The sequence below is a fragment of the Chloracidobacterium sp. genome (assembly GCA_016715795.1).
Classification (GTDB): domain Bacteria; phylum Acidobacteriota; class Blastocatellia; order Pyrinomonadales; family Pyrinomonadaceae; genus OLB17.
The window spans coordinates 754,071-770,228 of the sequence record JADJXP010000002.1; the positions used below are offsets into that span (position 1 = coordinate 754,071).

Annotated in this window: 15 protein-coding genes; 10 read left to right on the plus strand and 5 right to left on the minus strand. The window is 57.0% G+C overall.

Going from position 1 to position 16,158, the window contains the following annotated elements:
* Positions 1-5: 5 nt before the first annotated feature.
* Genes IPM59_08315 through IPM59_08325 form a run of 3 tightly spaced genes read right to left on the minus strand, consistent with a single transcriptional unit; the run spans position 6 to position 2,444 of the window.
* Positions 6-533: an HAD family hydrolase gene (locus IPM59_08315; GenBank protein MBK9215591.1), complete on the minus strand. Its 528-nt coding sequence runs from the start codon at positions 531-533 to the stop codon at positions 6-8.
* Complete coding sequence (waaF, locus tag IPM59_08320) at positions 508-1,590, minus strand: lipopolysaccharide heptosyltransferase II (GenBank protein ID MBK9215592.1); 1,083 nt, start codon at positions 1,588-1,590, stop codon at positions 508-510. Before waaF ends, IPM59_08315 begins: the two co-directional genes overlap by 26 nt.
* The gene (locus IPM59_08325) at positions 1,587-2,444 is read right to left on the minus strand and encodes an NAD(P)-dependent oxidoreductase (protein MBK9215593.1); all 858 of its coding nucleotides are present in this window, start codon (positions 2,442-2,444) and stop codon (positions 1,587-1,589) included. Before IPM59_08325 ends, waaF begins: the two co-directional genes overlap by 4 nt.
* A gap of 80 nt (positions 2,445-2,524) precedes the next feature.
* Between IPM59_08325 and IPM59_08330 the strand changes: the two genes are divergently transcribed.
* Positions 2,525-5,329: a PBP1A family penicillin-binding protein gene (locus IPM59_08330; protein MBK9215594.1), complete on the plus strand. Its 2,805-nt coding sequence runs from the start codon at positions 2,525-2,527 to the stop codon at positions 5,327-5,329.
* An 81-nt stretch (positions 5,330-5,410) separates the two neighbouring features.
* Here IPM59_08330 and IPM59_08335 read toward each other — a convergent pair whose 3' ends face one another.
* The gene (locus IPM59_08335; GenBank protein ID MBK9215595.1) at positions 5,411-7,366 is read right to left on the minus strand and encodes an NAD-binding protein; all 1,956 of its coding nucleotides are present in this window, start codon (positions 7,364-7,366) and stop codon (positions 5,411-5,413) included.
* Positions 7,367-7,369: 3 nt separating this feature from the next.
* Positions 7,370-8,302 carry an EamA family transporter gene (locus IPM59_08340; protein MBK9215596.1) on the minus strand — a complete coding sequence of 311 codons (933 nt, stop codon included), beginning with the start codon at positions 8,300-8,302 and terminating at the stop codon, positions 7,370-7,372.
* 466 nt (positions 8,303-8,768) lie between these two features.
* On the opposite strand from IPM59_08340, the gene IPM59_08345 reads away from it, so the two are divergent.
* From IPM59_08345 to rplB, 9 genes are all read left to right on the plus strand, one after another.
* Entirely contained in the window at positions 8,769-9,149 is a 381-nt protein-coding gene (locus tag IPM59_08345) for a 30S ribosomal protein S12 (GenBank protein MBK9215597.1), read from the plus strand.
* A 91-nt stretch (positions 9,150-9,240) separates the two neighbouring features.
* Positions 9,241-9,711: a 30S ribosomal protein S7 gene (gene rpsG, locus IPM59_08350; GenBank protein ID MBK9215598.1), complete on the plus strand. Its 471-nt coding sequence runs from the start codon at positions 9,241-9,243 to the stop codon at positions 9,709-9,711.
* A 9-nt stretch (positions 9,712-9,720) separates the two neighbouring features.
* Positions 9,721-11,817 carry an elongation factor G gene (fusA, locus tag IPM59_08355; GenBank protein MBK9215599.1) on the plus strand — a complete coding sequence of 699 codons (2,097 nt, stop codon included), beginning with the start codon at positions 9,721-9,723 and terminating at the stop codon, positions 11,815-11,817.
* Between the two features lie 46 nt (positions 11,818-11,863).
* A complete protein-coding gene (tuf, locus tag IPM59_08360) occupies positions 11,864-13,051 on the plus strand; it encodes an elongation factor Tu (protein ID MBK9215600.1) in 1,188 nt (395 codons plus the stop codon).
* Positions 13,052-13,057: 6 nt separating this feature from the next.
* On the plus strand, positions 13,058-13,375 hold the full coding sequence (rpsJ, locus tag IPM59_08365) for a 30S ribosomal protein S10 (GenBank protein MBK9215601.1): 318 nt from the start codon (positions 13,058-13,060) through the stop codon (positions 13,373-13,375).
* Positions 13,376-13,464: 89 nt separating this feature from the next.
* Complete coding sequence (rplC, locus tag IPM59_08370; protein MBK9215602.1) at positions 13,465-14,103, plus strand: 50S ribosomal protein L3; 639 nt, start codon at positions 13,465-13,467, stop codon at positions 14,101-14,103.
* An 11-nt stretch (positions 14,104-14,114) separates the two neighbouring features.
* Positions 14,115-14,963 (plus strand): 50S ribosomal protein L4, encoded by an 849-nt coding sequence (rplD, locus tag IPM59_08375; GenBank protein ID MBK9215603.1) that lies wholly within the window; start codon positions 14,115-14,117, stop codon positions 14,961-14,963.
* Positions 14,956-15,285, plus strand: coding sequence for a 50S ribosomal protein L23 (rplW, locus tag IPM59_08380; GenBank protein ID MBK9215604.1), 330 nt, complete (start codon positions 14,956-14,958; stop codon positions 15,283-15,285). The genes rplD and rplW overlap by 8 nt, the downstream gene beginning before the upstream one ends.
* Positions 15,286-15,326: 41 nt before the next feature.
* Positions 15,327-16,157: a 50S ribosomal protein L2 gene (gene rplB, locus IPM59_08385; GenBank protein ID MBK9215605.1), complete on the plus strand. Its 831-nt coding sequence runs from the start codon at positions 15,327-15,329 to the stop codon at positions 16,155-16,157.
* The last annotated feature ends 1 nt before the right edge of the window (position 16,158 follow it).

Below are 16,158 nucleotides of genomic sequence, written 5' to 3' on the forward strand. Positions count from 1 at the left end.
GGTGGTCAGGCCGCTGAGATGATCGCGGCTGCCTCGCCGAGATCGTTGGCGATCAGATCCGGCGGATGGTCGAGCATGCCTCGGTGGCTGGAACCATAGCCCGTCAGAACGAGAACCGTTTTGATACGGGCATTCTTGCCGCAGTTCACGTCTGCATCCTTGTCTCCAACCATCCATGATCTTTGAAGATCGATGTCGAGGTCTCGGACGGCCGCCTCGATCATTCCGGTCCGTGGCTTTCGGCAGACGCAGCCATCGCACGGCAGGTGTGGGCAGAAGTAGAACGCGTCGATGGCGTGATCAAGCTGCACTTGGATCGATTCGTGAATGGCGTGCATATCCGACTCGGTGTATATGCCACGGCCGATACCGGATTGGTTGGTGACCACCACGACAAGGTAGCCGGCCGCCTTGAGCATTTCGACCGCCCCCTTGGTATAGCGAAAAAGCCGAAGGTCCTCGCTGCGCGAGAGGTAGTTGACCTCTTCGATCAGCGTTCCGTCGCGGTCAAGAAATATCGCAGGGCGTTTCATAATGATTCTCTGGCACGCTGTCGTGAGCGTTGAACACATCCTCAATTGCAGCGAGGACGGCCTCGGGCGTGATACGTGTCATGCATCGATGGTCTATGGGGCAATCACGCAGCATACACGGCGAGCAATCGACCGGCTCGCGCACGACAATGGCGTTATTGCCCCACGGCCGCGTGGTCTCGGGATTTGTCGGGCCGAATATCGTAATGGTCGGTGTATTTAGGGCTGCGCTGACATGTGCCAGGCCCATGTCGTTAGAAACGAGCAGATCGACGACTGCCAATACCGCAACGGCTTGTGCAAGGTCGGTTTTGCCGGTCAAGTTGATCGGCGGCCTCTCGGCCAGAGATATGACATCGGCGGCCACGTCGCCGTCCGACTTATCACCGACGAGGAGGACCTTCGCGTCCAACTCGGCTTGCAGCATATCGCTCAGAGCGGCGTATTTCTCCGCGGGCCATCGTTTGGCTCGCGAATTTGTCGAACCGACGCCGAGAGCGACGGTCCTTTTCGCGGGATCGATGCCGGCGGCGGTCAGGAACCCTTGTGCCGCGTTCCAACGCTCGTCCGAGATCTCGATGAGCGTTTCCGGCCACGTTCGTGAGACGGTATCGCGGCCGAGGACGCGTTTTTCGACCTCGCTGATCAGGTTCAGATAGTAAAAGACCTCATGCCGCCGGCCCTTCCACTCAGGGACTGCGATAGGATCGGTCAGCAAGAGCCCGCGAGCGTCCTTGTTGTAGCCAATGCGTCGGGGCACTCGCATGAGGAAGGTCGTCATAGCGGATTCGAACGAGTTCGGCAGCATTATGGCAAGGTCGTAGCCGTCGTCACGCAGAAATTGCGAGTTTCGGTAAATGTCTTTCGCCGCCCAACGGCTCCGGTCATATGTCACCAATTCGTCTATGAACGAGGCATCCTGAAAGAGACCATCAGCCCAGCTCCGTGTGTGCAGGGTGATCCTCGCGTCGGGAAATATTCGCCGCAGCTCACGCAGGGCCGGCACTGACATAACGGCGTCGCCTATCCAATTTGTGCCGCGGACAATGATCTTCATCTCGCGTCAAACAGGCTCTTCAGCCCATCATCGAGGGCCACTTTGGGCTTCCATCCGAGTTCTTGCGTAACGCGGCCGAGGTCGGTTATATATCGCCACGGCACGGGATCGGGTAAAGGATGTTTGGCATCGATATTGGCCTGCAGGCCCGAGACGCGTTCGAGTTCGGTGATCAGGTCACGAAGGACGAATGCGTTTGCTGTGCCGCCGCCGAGATTATAAAGGCCGTGGCTGATCACGGAATCGGAAAACGCATTGCATGCCGCCGCAAAGTCGTCAACGTGGAGAATGTCGCGGATCGCACGGCCTCGACCGGGCAGCCTGAGCGATATGCCGCGGTTAAGCGTGTCGGCAAAATGACCGACGAAGTTTGGCACATTGCCTGCGCTCGGCGGCGCGTAAACCGTTGAGAGCCGAAAGATACACGACCGAAAGCCGCGCGTGTGGGCGTAGTATTCCACGTACCTTTCGGCGATTAATTTTGACCATTCGAGCGGCGACTGGCCGCAATAGTAGATCGGGCATTCCTCTGTGACCTCGGCATAGTTATCGGCGAATCTGCCATAAACGTCCTTTGTCGAGGCAAAGATGAACGCCGCGCCTTTCTTCACGTTTTCAAGCACGTTGATCGTGCCCTCGATATTCGTTTCGAATATGTCGGCCTCGGCATCGCGCGATTTGTCGAGCAACGCGGCTAGATGGATTACGACATCGTATTCGCCTATGCGGGAGCACTGTTCAGCATCCAGAATATCGCCGCCCGAGCGGCGTGACAGGTCATCAGCCGAGAAATACCGCGTCAAATGCGTGCCCAGATAGCCGCTGCCGCCTGTTACAAGGATATTCGTTGCCATAAGTTCCGGAAAGCAATAAACTAATCGAGGCTCATCCGAAGTCGATAATCTCACTTCGCCCCGCGTATTTCCAACCTCTGATGCAGGACAACCTACCGGCAAAAAGCACTCGCTCAAAGATGCCGCCCAAGGGCTGGGTCAAGGCACGCCGGCCTGCATCATATCAGGCCCCGCCGTCGCCAAGGTGGAAGCGATTCCTGCGCGTCGTCTTCAACGGCTGGACGATCTCGATAGCGTTATTCATAGCCTTGGGCATCTTTCTGACGCTGACATATTTTTGGTTCGAGTTCTCAGACCGTATTGATCGCAGGCTTTTGAGCGGCGACGTATTCACCGCCTCAGCCGGCATCTATTCGGCTCCGAAGACGCTCAAGGTCGGCGAGACTGCAACGGCGACGGCCCTTATCGATTACCTTAAATCTGCCGGCTACATCGAGCGGAATAATCAGGCAGATCCGTCGCGCAGCCGTTACGCTGTTGACGGTGACGTACTCGGCATCGAGCCGGGAACGGGCGGTATGATCGATGGGCAAAAGGCTTTTCACGCCCTGTCGGTAAAGTTCTCAAAGGACGGCAAGTCCGTCGCCGCCATCGGCGACCGTGACACGAACACCGAACTTGCTGAGGCCAAGCTCGAACCGAGGATCCTCAGCTCGATCGCAGCCGAGGGCGATGGACGCCGAAAGACCGTCACCTTCAACGACCTGCCGCCGCATCTCGTAAAGGCGATTACCGTGACCGAGGACCGTGCGTTTTTTGAGCATTACGGCGTGAACTTCCGCGGCATCGCCCGCGCTCTTTGGCGGCGTTACGAGGGCGATGAGGCTTCGCCGATCGCAAATCAGGGCGGCTCGTCGATCACGCAGCAGCTTGTCAAAAACCTTTTCCTCACCCGCGAGCAGACCTGGGAACGCAAGATCACCGAGGCGTACATGTCGATGATCCTCGAAACGCGGCTTGAGAAGAAAGAGATCTTCACGCTCTACGCCAACCAGATCTACCTCGGCCAGCAGGCGGGCGTCTCGATCTACGGCGTCGGCGAGGCGTCGAATGCCTATTTTGGCAAGGACGTTTCGCAATTGACGCTGTCAGAAGCGGCATTTATTGCGGGGATTATCCGCAGCCCGAACCGCTACAACCCTTACAAAACGCCCGATCGCGTCAAGGAACGCCGCAACCAGGTGCTCGACTCGATGTTCGAGGCCGGCGAGATCACCGAGCAGCAGCTTGTCGAGAACCGCGGCGCCGAGATCGTGCTCAAACCGATCTCGAACACCAAGGACCTGCAAGGGATGCCGTATTTCTCGCAGTTCGCGATCGAGGAATTACCAAAGGTTGTGAGTGACCCTGAGGCGTTGCAGCACCTGCGCGTTTATACGTCGATCGACCCCGACCTGCAGCGGATCGCCTACGAGACGGTCGCAAAGCGGCTCGACAAGCTCGACAAGTTCTTCCCCAAAAAAGAGAAGGGAACTCTCAACGCCGCGCTCGTTGCGGTTCGCCCCAAGACCGGCGAGATCGTTGCGATGGTGGGCGGACGCGACTATCTGATGAACCAGTTCAATCGGGCGACGGACGCGATGCGGCAGCCGGGCTCGGTCTTCAAGCCCTTTGTTTACGCGGCTGCGATCAACTCGGCTTACGACAGCAGTTCGCGTCAGTTCACGGCGGCGAGTATTCTCAAGGACGAGAAAAAGGTTTTTACATTCGGCACCGAGACGTATTCGCCAAACAATTTTGGCGATACGTTCACGAATCAGGACATCACCCTGCGCGACGCGCTGGTCCGCAGCAAGAACGTCATTACGGTCGATCTCGCGATGTCGCTGAACATCGGCAAGGTAATGACGCTCGCCACAAAGGCCGGCCTCCCAAAGGTCGAGAAGGCCTATCCCTCAATGGCCCTCGGCACGGCCGAGGCGACGCCGCTGCAGGTCGCGACCGGCTACACGATGTTCGCGAATCTCGGCGATCGCGTCCTGCCAAATCCGATCACGCGTGTCACGGCCGGCGACGGCCGCACGGTGCAACTGCCCGTGCCCGACAAAAAGAACGTCATCCGACCCGACGTGACCTACGTGATGAACGACATAATGAAAGACGTCATCAACCGAGGCACCGCGGCGTCGGCCGGTGCGTGGGGCATCCGTAACGAATCAGGCAAACGCGCGTTCGCAGGGAAAACGGGAACTTCGCGTGACGGTTGGTTCGCGGGATTCACGCCGGAGATCGTGTGCGTGGTCTATGTCGGCTTTGACAACGGCGACGATCTCGGCATGAAAGGCTCCGATTCCGCCCTGCCGATCTGGGCGGACTTTATGCAGGAAGCTCTTAAACTACATCCCGAATGGAACGGCGACTGGGCGATGCCCGCCAACATCCGCAAAGCTGAGATCGATCTCCGCAACGGCAGCCTTATCCGAGAACTCGACGCCTTTGCGACCGCATCGCCGACACCGACGCCGCCTAATCCCAACCGTCAGTCCACCGACCCTAGCAGCCCGTATTACGAGGAACCCGTCACTGAACCTCGCGAAATATATGTGACCAACGTCCCGGCCGAATTCCGCCGCGTCGAGATCTTCGTCGCCGGCACCGTGCCAAACCGTTCGATAATTCCGCTCGACGACGACAGCCCCGCCGACGGCGGTGCCGAACGCCCCGCCCCGAGCCCGTTACCCGTCACCGAAACCTGGCAGGATGGCACCGAACCATCCGAAGCTCCGAAACCCGAACGCCGTGACCTCGATCCCAACGAGCGCGGCCTCACCGTAATGATATGTCCTTTGACGGGAATGCGTGCAACGGTAAATTGTCCCGATAAGCAGGCCAAGTCGTTCCGCTCCGGAAGCGAACCGAAGGAATTTTGCTCATTCCATCGATAAGTCTGATTCGCCACAGAGATCACAGAGAACTCAGAGAGTTATTGAGTTCTCCGTGATCTCTGTGTTCTCTGTGGCTATTCGCTAATCCTCACTCAAAACAATAATGCGGTCATCAGCCGCGAATGTGACGTTGTCGGATTTTTTCGGGTTGAGGCGGATGCCGTAGTGGTTGTCAGAGTCGCGAGAATCGGCGGCGATGCGGTAGCCGATGGCAGATTCATTGAGTTCGGCGGCTGAGGCGAGGACTGTGTAGAAATCGACCTCATTGCCGGGCCCGACGTAGCGGCTGACTGGCTTTAGATAGATCTCAGAGCCCTCGGCCTCGAAGAGGACGTCGTAGACCTTCTTTAGCTCGCGATTCTCACTGATTTGGCTGAGCATCAGGCTGACGAGGTTGTCGCTGACGACGAAATCGTCGGCCTTCGCGACGCGGCCGAGTTCCCGGTTACGCATGTCGAGCATTTCGGTGACGATCGAGTAATCGACGCCCTCGGCATCGCTGATGGCTCTAAGATGAAGCAGCGTGATCAGCGTCTTAGCATCGGATTCCTGAATGTCGATCGAGCGGTTTGACAGCACGATGATGTGGTCAAAGCTGCGCGTGTTGATGTCGAGCAGCGTCTTTTTCTCTGCCGTGTTGCCCTCGATAAAGGCGATCTTTTGATTCTGTAGGTCCGCTGCGAGCTTTGTTACTGCAACATCGACCTCGCGGTCGTTCGCGACCACGAGAACGGCCGAATCGCCGCGGACGTAGTTGTCCAATTCGGCAATGATCCGCGGCGCGATGTCATTCCAGCCGAGGATGAGGGTTGTTTCCTGCTCCGGATTGTCGTCTTCGCGGCGGTCGAATGTTTGCGGGGCCGTTGTTGTGCCGCGGCCGTTGGCGATGACGGTGTCGTCGTCTTCGGAGATGGCGATCACCTGCTCGCCCTCTGAGAAGATGCGGTCCATTGGAGGATTTATGAGGACGCGGCCTGCTGATGGAGCGGCGCCCTCTCTCACGGTCGGGCTACTGACGCCTTCGCCAGCCGTCGTGTACACGCCGATGACGGAGGAATCCTCGTAGGCGAAGAGCGAGTCGCGATACGTCTTGCCGACGAGTTTGTCAGGAATATCGGCGAAGTATATCTCGTCGCCCTCGAACTCGAGCAGGTCGGCGTAAACGACGCTGAGGCCCGACTGGCGGCACGTCTGTGCGATCACGCGCGAAATCAGGTCTTCGGAGAGGACATAGACGGCCTCGCCGTTACCGACAAGCTCGGCGGCGTCGAGGTTACGTTCGTCGCGGATCTCGGCGACGATGTGATACGGTTCGTCGCGACGATTCTTGCCGTTGGTGATGCCGAGGACGGTTTTGATGACGTAAGTGTCCGGATTCTCGACCTCGGGCGAGAGCACGATTATCGAGCGTGCCTCTTGGATATTCACCATCTCGGCTGCGGAGGATTCGAGCGTCGAACCGCTGCGGACCACGACCTTTGTGTTTTTTGTGTTGGGAATGCGGGCACGTATCTCGTCCTCTGCCTCGACCTTGTCCATGTCGGAAAGAATGACGATAAACGGGCGTTTTTGGTTGGAATTCGCCTCGACGATCTCTTTGATGATGGTGAAGATCTTCTCGGACCAGCCGAGAATGAGCGTGTGGTTGTCGTGGATGACACGCGAGCGGCCGCGTTTGAGTTCTTCGATCTTTTGATCGATGCCCGACGCGATCGAACCGATCAGTATCGAGATCAGAAAAATTCCAGTGAGAGTTGCCGCAAAGCGAACGAGGCGAAAATCCCAATTCTCGTCGCCGCCCATCGTTCCGGGGTCAAGCGTCGCCATCAGGCTCGCCCACGCCCCTTCGAGGAAGCTGAGCGGTTCCGCGTCGGGCTCATTCGAGCGGGCAATGCCCAACATGACGATCACGCCGCCGAGCACCAGCACCGACGTGACCGACACGATAAACAGCCAGCGTATGACCGCCACCGGGCCGCCTGACATCGTGTTCTCAAAGTAGTAACGGAGCTTTTCGCGAAGCGTATGCTTGGCCATAGTTCAAGCGGCCTCGGCTGGCCGGTTGCGGTATTGATTCAGAGTGTGAAGGACGACTGTAGCAATTATAATGATTCCGCCGAGGATCGCCCAGTTTGACGGCCGCTCGCCGACAAACAGAAAGACCCAAACCGGATTCAACAGAGGTTCTATAAACCCGATGATCGATGCGTCGAGTGGCCGCGTGCCGCCTGTCACGCCCTTGATAAACAGGATGTAAGATATGCCGATCTGGACAATCCCGAGAAAGCTGACGGCCGCCATATCGAGAGGCGTGATCGTCGGAACAGAGGCGATTCCCATCGGCAGCGTGAGCAAAGCGAGGAGAAAATTGCCGTATATCACGGTCGCGACGGGCGAGTAACGTCGGTCCGTCTGCAGTCGTCGCGGCGTGTCGACAGCGGAAACCGGCAGGTTCGCGGCCCGCGGCCCGGCAAATCGCGGATGCTTCAGCAACATTATGTAGAGGCCGAGAAAGATGCCCGAGCCGAGGGCCGCGACATTTCCTTGGTAGTCGCCGATAGTGAGGTCGCCTACAAAGAATAGCGACATTCCGGCGATGCAAAAGATGACGGTTGCGAGGTCGCGAATGTGGAACTTTTCACCGATCACGAATGGAGCCAGCACAAGGATGTAAACTGGCGCGGTGTATTGCAGAAAGATCGCATTCGCGGCAGTCGTATGCTTGGTCGCCCAGACAAAGAGGAAAAGCAGGATCGCGTAAATGAGCGAACAAAATACGCCGAAGGCATTTATTCGCAAGCCGCTTCGCCTCGTGACGATCAGCACCGTGAGGCCTGCGAGCAGCGAGCGGAAAAATGTTACCTCGTATGCGTCGAGCGTCGTGAGTTTTATAAAGAGGCCGCCGGTGCTCCATAGAAGGACCGCACCCAGCACATACCAGATCGGTGAAAACTTAGTTCGTTCGGTCGTCACAGTTAACCGATTCTCGTTCGTCGGGCCGAAGAATCAAAGTCGCTGAGACGAGTTTTTGCAAGCGGGGCCGCGCGTCGGCCGCAGCCGAAGCGGTTGGCCGTAGCCGGAAGCTACCAACGCGAATCCATCACTCTACGCTTGACACGGCGGAGTTGAATACATACTATCTAAAGTTTCGGACTTTTGGGTCTGGGCGTTCTTTATGGCTGTAAGGCAATAAAGACGGGATTTTTGAGAATTCGACGACAGGAATTGTAGCGTAAGCGAGCGGTCAGCACCGGCCGCCGGCAAACTAAAAACCCGCGAGGGTTCTTCAAACGGCCACGCTACAGCAAAGTCCCGGTTTCTTTAAGAATCGATCACATATAGCAATTCGGGTCAGCGAGAGCTGCTTGTGCTAACTGCCGGACACGTTCCGAGCAAGAGTCAGGTAAGACGTAAGTTTTGCCATTTGAGCAATTAGAATATGCCGACTATCAACCAATTAGTTCGCAAAGGGCGCCAGCGGGTGAAATATAAGACCGCGAGCCCCGCGTTGCAGTCAAACCCGCAGAAACGCGGCGTTTGCACGCGTGTTTATACATCGACGCCAAAAAAGCCGAACTCGGCTTTGCGTAAGGTGGCACGTGTTCGTCTGACCAACCAGATCGAGGTTACGACCTATATTCCGGGTATCGGCCACAACCTGCAGGAGCACTCGATCGTGCTTATCCGCGGCGGCCGTGTAAAGGACCTTCCGGGTGTGCGTTACCACGTAATTCGCGGAACGCTCGATGCATCGGGCGTCGGCAACCGCAATCAGGCCCGTTCGAAGTACGGTGCGAAGCGACCCAAAGGAGCGAAGTAGTTCCGAATGCATAATGCACAATGCACAGTGCAGAATGCAGAAAAGTTCAGCAATTGTGCATTGTGCACTGTGAATTGTGCATTGACTGATTATGCCAAGACGTAGAGTTGCAGCAAAAAGAGAAGTCCTGCCGGACCCGATCTATAACAGCATCGCCGTAACGAAATTTATCAACGGCTTGATGTGGAAGGGCAAAAAGAGTGTGGCTGAGCAGATCTTTTACGGCGCGATGGAAAAGATCGCTGAGAAGACGGGCGAGGAGCCGCTCAAGATATTTAAGGGGGCACTCGATGCCGTTGCCCCGGCCCTTGAGGTCAAGTCACGCCGTATTGGAGGTGCGACCTATCAGGTGCCGCTCGAAGTTTCGCGTGATCGCCGCAACACGCTCGCGATCCGTTGGATCGTGACCAACGCTCGCGGCCGCAGTGAAAAGACGATGGAAGACCGGCTCGTCGGCGAACTGATCGATTCGATGAATGGACGCGGCGGTGCGATGAAAAAGAAAGAGGACGTTCACCGCATGGCGGAAGCCAACAAGGCGTTTGCACACTACAGATTCTAGTTTTTAGCAATGGCTAACATTAGCTTAGACAAATTTAGAAACATCGGCATCATGGCCCATATCGACGCGGGTAAGACCACGGCGACTGAGCGCATTTTGTATTACACCGGTGTTTCGCACAAGATCGGCGAAGTTCATGAAGGAACGGCGACGATGGACTGGATGGAGCAGGAGCAGGAGCGCGGCATTACTATCACGTCGGCCGCCACGACCTGCTTTTGGACGCGTAACGGCGTCGAGCACCGCATTAATATTATCGATACGCCGGGACACGTTGACTTCACGATGGAAGTTGAGCGGTCCCTTCGAGTTTTAGATGGTGCGGTTGCAGTTTTCGACGGAGTCGCCGGTGTCGAGCCGCAGTCCGAGACAGTTTGGCGTCAGGCCGATAAGTACGGCGTTCCGCGTATCTGTTTTGTTAATAAGCTCGACCGCGCTGGTGCGTCGTTCGAGCGGAGTTTCAAATCGATCCTCGACCGGCTCGGAGCAAATGCCGTTGCGATGCAGATCCCGATCGGCCTTGAGGAACACTTCAAGGGCGTCGTTGATCTGATCACGATGAAGGCGCTCATCTGGAGCAACGAGGCTAAAGGAGCGAATTACGAGACTGTCGAGATCCCTGCCGACCTTGTCGATCAGGCAAAGGCGGAACGCGAGAAGCTTGTCGAAGCGGTTTCGGCCATCGACGACGACCTGATGGTGAAATATCTCGAGGGCGAGGAGATATCGGAGGACGAGATCCGAGCCGCCCTGAGAAAAGGAACGCTTGCCATGAAGATTGTACCGGTGTTTACCGGTTCGGCGTTTAAGAACAAAGGCGTCCAGACGCTGCTTGACGGTGTTGTCGATTACCTGCCGTCGCCGCTGGACGTTCCGGCTATCGAGGGTGAGAATCCGAAGACGGGCGAGTTGGAAACACGCGGAGCGGATGCAAAGGAACCGTTTGCGGGCCTCGTCTTTAAGTTGATGGCCGATAAGCACTTAGGCCAACTCGCTTTTGTTCGCATCTACTCTGGCACCGTCACCTCAGGCTCCTACGTCTATAACACGATCAAGAATTCGAAAGAGCGCGTCGGTCGCCTGATGATGATGCACGCCAACAAGCGTGAGGACGTCGAGAAGGCAAGTGCGGGCGAGATCGTCGCCATTGGCGGCATGAAAAACGTCACGACCGGCGAGACGATCTCGGATGAGTCGAAGCAGATCATTCTTGAGTCGATGGAGTTCCCGGATCCGGTCGTTCGTGTTGCGGTTGAGCCGAAAACGCGCGCCGATCAGGATAAGATGGGCATCGCGCTTAATCGGCTTGCTCAGGAAGATCCGAGTTTTCAGGTCTCGACCGATCATGAGACCGGACAGACGATCATCGCCGGTATGGGTGAGCTTCACCTTGAGATCATCGTTGACCGCATGAAGCGTGAGTTCGGCGTCGAGGCGAATGTCGGTAAGCCGCAGGTTGCGTACCGCGAGACCATTACGACCGGTGCGCCGGGCAAGGAGATATTCAAGAAACAGTCGGGCGGTCGCGGGCAGTTTGGCCACGTAGAGCTCGAGATCGAGCCGGCACCGGGCGAGGGCTTTGTCTTTGAAGACAAGATCACCGGTGGAGCGATCCCGAAACAGTTCATCAAGCCTGTCAGCGAAGGCGTCCGTGATGCTATGCGTCGCGGATTTCTCGCCGGCTACGAGTTGGTCGATATCAAGACGACATTGATCTACGGTTCGTATCACGAGGTTGACTCGGACGAACGTTCGTTCCACATCGCAGGTTCGCTGGCGTTCCAGGATGCCCTTAAGAAGGCAAAGCCGGTTCTACTGGAGCCGATCATGCGTGTCGAGGTCGTAACGCCTGAGGAATATATGGGTTCGGTCAACGGCGACCTGAACCGCCGCCGCGGCCAGATCGAAAAGATGGAGCCGCGTCCGGGAAATGTTTCGGTCGTGACAGCGTTCGTGCCGCTTAGCGAGATGTTTGGTTATACGACGGATCTTCGCTCGGCGACGCAGGGACGGGCGACAAGCTCGATGCACTTTGAGCGCTATGCCGAGGCACCGAGGAATGTTGCCGAGGAAATTATTGCGAAGGTCAAGGGAGCAAGTAACTAGTTTCTATCACTAATTAGTAATTACTAATTACTTCTGAGAGGAGAATATGAGCAAAGAGAAATTCGATCGTAGTAAGCCGCATGTGAACATTGGGACGATTGGGCACGTGGATCACGGCAAGACGACGTTGACGGCGGCGATCACAAAGGTGATGTCGAAGCACAATCCGAAGATGGCGTTTCGGTCGTTCGATTCGATCGACAACGCACCTGAGGAAAAGGCACGTGGTATCACGATCGCGACGGCACACGTGGAATATGAGACGGCAAATCGTCACTACGCACACGTCGACTGCCCGGGCCACGCCGATTATGTGAAGAACATGATCACGGGAGCCGCACAGATGGACGGAGCGATCCTCGTTGTGGCTGCGACCGACGGCCCGATGCCGCAGACGCGTGAGCACATCCTGCTTGGAAGACAGGTTGGTATCCCGACGATGGTCGTCTTTATGAACAAGTGCGACATGGTGGATGATGCGGAACTGCTCGAACTCGTCGAGATGGAGATCCGCGAACTGCTCAGCTCATATGAGTATCCGGGCGACGACATCCCTGTTATCCAGGGTTCGGCCCTGAAAGCCCTTGAGGGCGATGCGACGTGGGAAGCAAAGATCGACGAGCTGATGCAGGCTGTAGATGATTTCATTCCGACACCTGCACGCGAGACCGATAAGCCGTTCCTGATGCCTGTCGAGGATATCTTTACGATCCAGGGCCGCGGAACGGTTGCCACGGGCCGTATCGAGCGTGGACAGATCAATGTCAACGAGCCGGTCGAGATCGTCGGCATCCGCGAGACGCGGAACAGCGTTGTTACGGGCGTTGAGATGTTCAAGAAGCTGCTCGACTCGGGAATGGCAGGCGACAACGTCGGTCTGCTGCTGAGAGGCGTTGAAAGAAAGGAGATCGAACGCGGCCAGGTCATCGTCAAGCCGGGCTCGATCACTCCGCACACGAAGTTCAAGGCCGAGGCCTATGTGCTGACCAAGGAAGAAGGCGGCCGTCACACGCCGTTCTTTACGGGCTACCGCCCGCAGTTCTACTTCCGCACAACTGACGTGACCGGCGTAGCACACCTGCCGGCAGGCGTCGAGATGGTCATGCCCGGCGACAACATCCAGATGGAGATCGAGCTTATCGCTCCGATCGCCATGGAAAAGGGCCTCCGCTTCGCCATCCGCGAAGGCGGCCGCACCGTCGGTGCCGGTACAGTGTCGGAGATCGTGGAATAAGGAATTATGTTGAACGAAAAGATCCGCATCAAGCTTAAGGCCTACGATCACCGTGTTTTGGATCAGTCCACGACCGAGATCGTGGATACTGCAAAGCGAACGGGGGCGAGGATCGCCGGGCCGATACCTCTTCCGACCATCAAAAACAAATGGACGGTCCTGAGGTCGCCGCACGTCGATAAGAAATCGCGTGAGCAGTTCGAGATCCGCACGCACAAGCGTTTGATGGATATTCTCGACCCGACTGCCGAAACGGTCGACGCGCTCATGAAACTTGACCTGCCGGCGGGTGTTGATGTGGAAATTAAGGCCTTTGGCCGATAGTTAACCGAGTCACAGAGTTGCCCAGTAGCGGAGTTCGCGGGAACTCAGCTTTGGAACTCTGAAACTCCGTAACTCTGGAACTAAGAGATATGGTTAGCGGAATCATTGGAAGAAAGTTGGGCATGACGCAGATCTTTGCTGAGGATGGCACGGTAACGCCCGTGACCGTCATCAAGGCGGGCCCTTGCGTTGTCGTCCAGACCAAGAGTGCGGCGGGCCGCGACGGTTATAACGCCGTTCAGCTCGGCCTCGTCGAGGACAAGCCGGTGCGGTTAAAGAACGTTTCGAAGCCGCTGCAAGGGCACTTTGAAAAGACGGGTGGCGGATTGCCGCCGACGCGCGTTCTGAAGGAGATCCGCCTGACCGGCGAGCCCGAGGCAGCAGTTGGCGATCAGGTGAAGGCCGATATCTTTGTCGACGGTGACAAGATCGAGGTCGTCGGTAAATCTAAGGGACGCGGTTTTCAGGGCACGATCAAACGGCACAACTTTTCACGCGGGCCTGAGTCGCATGGTTCGATGAATGTTCGCAAACCGGGTTCGATCGGCCAGTCGGCATATCCTTCGCGTGTTATCAAGGGCACGAAATCGTCGGGCCATATGGGCGATGAGCGTGTGACTGTAAAGGGCTTGACCGTTGCCAGGGTCGACGCCGAGAACAACCTTTTGATGGTTCGCGGTGCTGTGCCGGGAGCGAACGGCAGCCTGGTTGTCGTCAGGAAATCATAACGGAGTAGATTATGCCTACCGTAAAGGTTCGCAATTTGAAGAATAAAGAGGTCGGCGACATTGCGTTGTCGGATGCCGTATTCGGCGCCGAATTGAACGAGTCGCTGATACACGCAGCCGTACGTAATTTTCAGGCCAACGGCCGTCAGGGCACGTCGGCCACGAAGACTCGTGGCAATGTCTCCGGTTCGGGCCGCAAGCTTTGGAAGCAGAAGGGCACGGGTCGCGCACGTATCGCGTCGCTTCGCTCGCCGCTCTGGAAAGGTGGCGGCAACGTCCATGGCCCCCAGCCACGCGACTGGTCGTACCAGATGCCGAAGAAAATGCGCCGCGGCGCGTTGCGCTCGGCACTGAGCGAACGGCTTCGCGAGGGCAATCTGATCGTGATCGACGAGATCGCATTCAAGGCGCCGAAGACAAAAGACTTTCTTTCGGCAATGGCTTCGCTGGGACTGATCGAGAAAGCAACGCGTGCAAAGACGCTGTTCATCGACTCTCTTGATAACGCGAACCTAGTGCTTTCGTCACGGAATGTCGAGAAGACGAAGGTCACTAACAGCTTTGGCCTCAATATTTACGACATCATCTATCACGAAAAGCTCGTGATCTCGAAGGCGGCCGTCGAGGAACTGACCAGACTGCTCGATCCGAGCGGTGAGGTCGCCGAGGTTGTCGAGACTCCGAAGGCAAAGAAAGAGGCGAAGCCAAAGGCTGAAAAGACTGAGCCGGCCGAAGAGAAAGTCGAAAAACCGAAGGCTGAGAAGAAAGCCAAGGCCGAGGAGCCTGCGGTGGACGAGGAAGTAGCTCTCGAAGTCCCTGCCGAGGAACCGGCGGCTGAGGAGGCAAACGAGAATGAGTAGTTTAGGCGTTTGGGACATTCTGAAATCGCCGGTCGTTACTGAAAAGAGCGTGCTGCTCAAGGAGGATTCGACCGACGAGGGCGGTAAGCGCAAGGCCGGACAGGTGCTGACGTTTCGTGTTGACCGCAAGGCAACAAAGCCGCAGATCAAGAGCGCGATCGAAGAGATCTTTAACGTTAAGGTTGCGGCCGTGCGTACGGTCCAATACGACGGCAAGTTGAAGCGGCGCGGCCGTATCGAAGGACGTCGCCCAGCCTGGAAGAAGGCGTACGTTACTCTCCGTGCGGGCGAGCCGATGGTGGATTACGCGGAGGCCATATAAGAGATCTCAGATTTGAAATTTGATATTTCAAAGTAGGAAATATGGGTATCAAGAGATTAAAACCAACATCACCGGCACGTCGATACCAGACGTACCTGACGCGTGATGAATTGACTCCGAACGCAGTCCCCGAGAAGTCACTGCTGGAGCCAAAGAAGAGGATCTCAGGCCGCAACAGCGACGGCCGGATCACGATCCGTCGCCGCGGCGGGGGCCACAAGCGGTTTTACCGCGTGATCGATTTTAAGCGTGACAAGGCCGGAATTCCGGGCAAGGTCTCGCAGATCGAATACGACCCGAATCGTTCGGCTCATATCGCGTTGATCACCTATCTCGACGGCGAGAAGCGATACATCATTGCTCCGCTCGGCATTAAGGTGGGGACGATGATCTTGAGCGGCGAGGACGCCGATATCCTGCCGGGAAATGCCTTGCCGATCACGCATATCCCGCTGGGAACCGAGGTGCACAACATCGAGCTTCGGCCCGGAAAGGGCGGACAGATGGTTCGTTCGGCGGGCGGATTTGCCCAGATCATTGCGAAAGAGGGCGATTACGCACAGCTTCGTATGCCTTCGGGTGAGGTCCGCAAGGTGCCTGTTGTGTGCTATGCGACTGTCGGCCAGGTAGGGAATACTGAGCACGAGAACGTTTCGCTTGGTAAGGCCGGACGCAACCGTTGGAAGGGCAAGCGGCCGAAGGTTCGCGGTGTCGCGATGAATCCGGTCGATCACCCGCACGGTGGCGGCGAGGGCAAGACCTCAGGCGGACGCAATCCCGTAACGCCGTGGGGACAGCCGACACGCGGTTACAAGACGCGTCGCAACAAGCGGACAAGCAACATGATCGTGAAGGATCGCAGAAGAAAGTAAT

Coding starts and splice junctions, on each gene's coding strand:
- IPM59_08315 (MBK9215591.1), bottom strand. CDS start 533: ATGAAACGCCCTGCGATATTTCTTGACCGCGACGGAACGCTGATCGAA.
- waaF (MBK9215592.1), bottom strand. CDS start 1,590: ATGAAGATCATTGTCCGCGGCACAAATTGGATAGGCGACGCCGTTATG.
- IPM59_08325 (MBK9215593.1), bottom strand. CDS start 2,444: ATGGCAACGAATATCCTTGTAACAGGCGGCAGCGGCTATCTGGGCACG.
- IPM59_08330 (MBK9215594.1), top strand. CDS start 2,525: ATGCAGGACAACCTACCGGCAAAAAGCACTCGCTCAAAGATGCCGCCC.
- IPM59_08335 (MBK9215595.1), bottom strand. CDS start 7,366: ATGGCCAAGCATACGCTTCGCGAAAAGCTCCGTTACTACTTTGAGAAC.
- IPM59_08345 (MBK9215597.1), top strand. CDS start 8,769: ATGCCGACTATCAACCAATTAGTTCGCAAAGGGCGCCAGCGGGTGAAA.
- rpsG (MBK9215598.1), top strand. CDS start 9,241: ATGCCAAGACGTAGAGTTGCAGCAAAAAGAGAAGTCCTGCCGGACCCG.
- fusA (MBK9215599.1), top strand. CDS start 9,721: ATGGCTAACATTAGCTTAGACAAATTTAGAAACATCGGCATCATGGCC.
- tuf (MBK9215600.1), top strand. CDS start 11,864: ATGAGCAAAGAGAAATTCGATCGTAGTAAGCCGCATGTGAACATTGGG.
- rpsJ (MBK9215601.1), top strand. CDS start 13,058: ATGTTGAACGAAAAGATCCGCATCAAGCTTAAGGCCTACGATCACCGT.
- rplC (MBK9215602.1), top strand. CDS start 13,465: ATGGTTAGCGGAATCATTGGAAGAAAGTTGGGCATGACGCAGATCTTT.
- rplD (MBK9215603.1), top strand. CDS start 14,115: ATGCCTACCGTAAAGGTTCGCAATTTGAAGAATAAAGAGGTCGGCGAC.
- rplW (MBK9215604.1), top strand. CDS start 14,956: ATGAGTAGTTTAGGCGTTTGGGACATTCTGAAATCGCCGGTCGTTACT.
- rplB (MBK9215605.1), top strand. CDS start 15,327: ATGGGTATCAAGAGATTAAAACCAACATCACCGGCACGTCGATACCAG.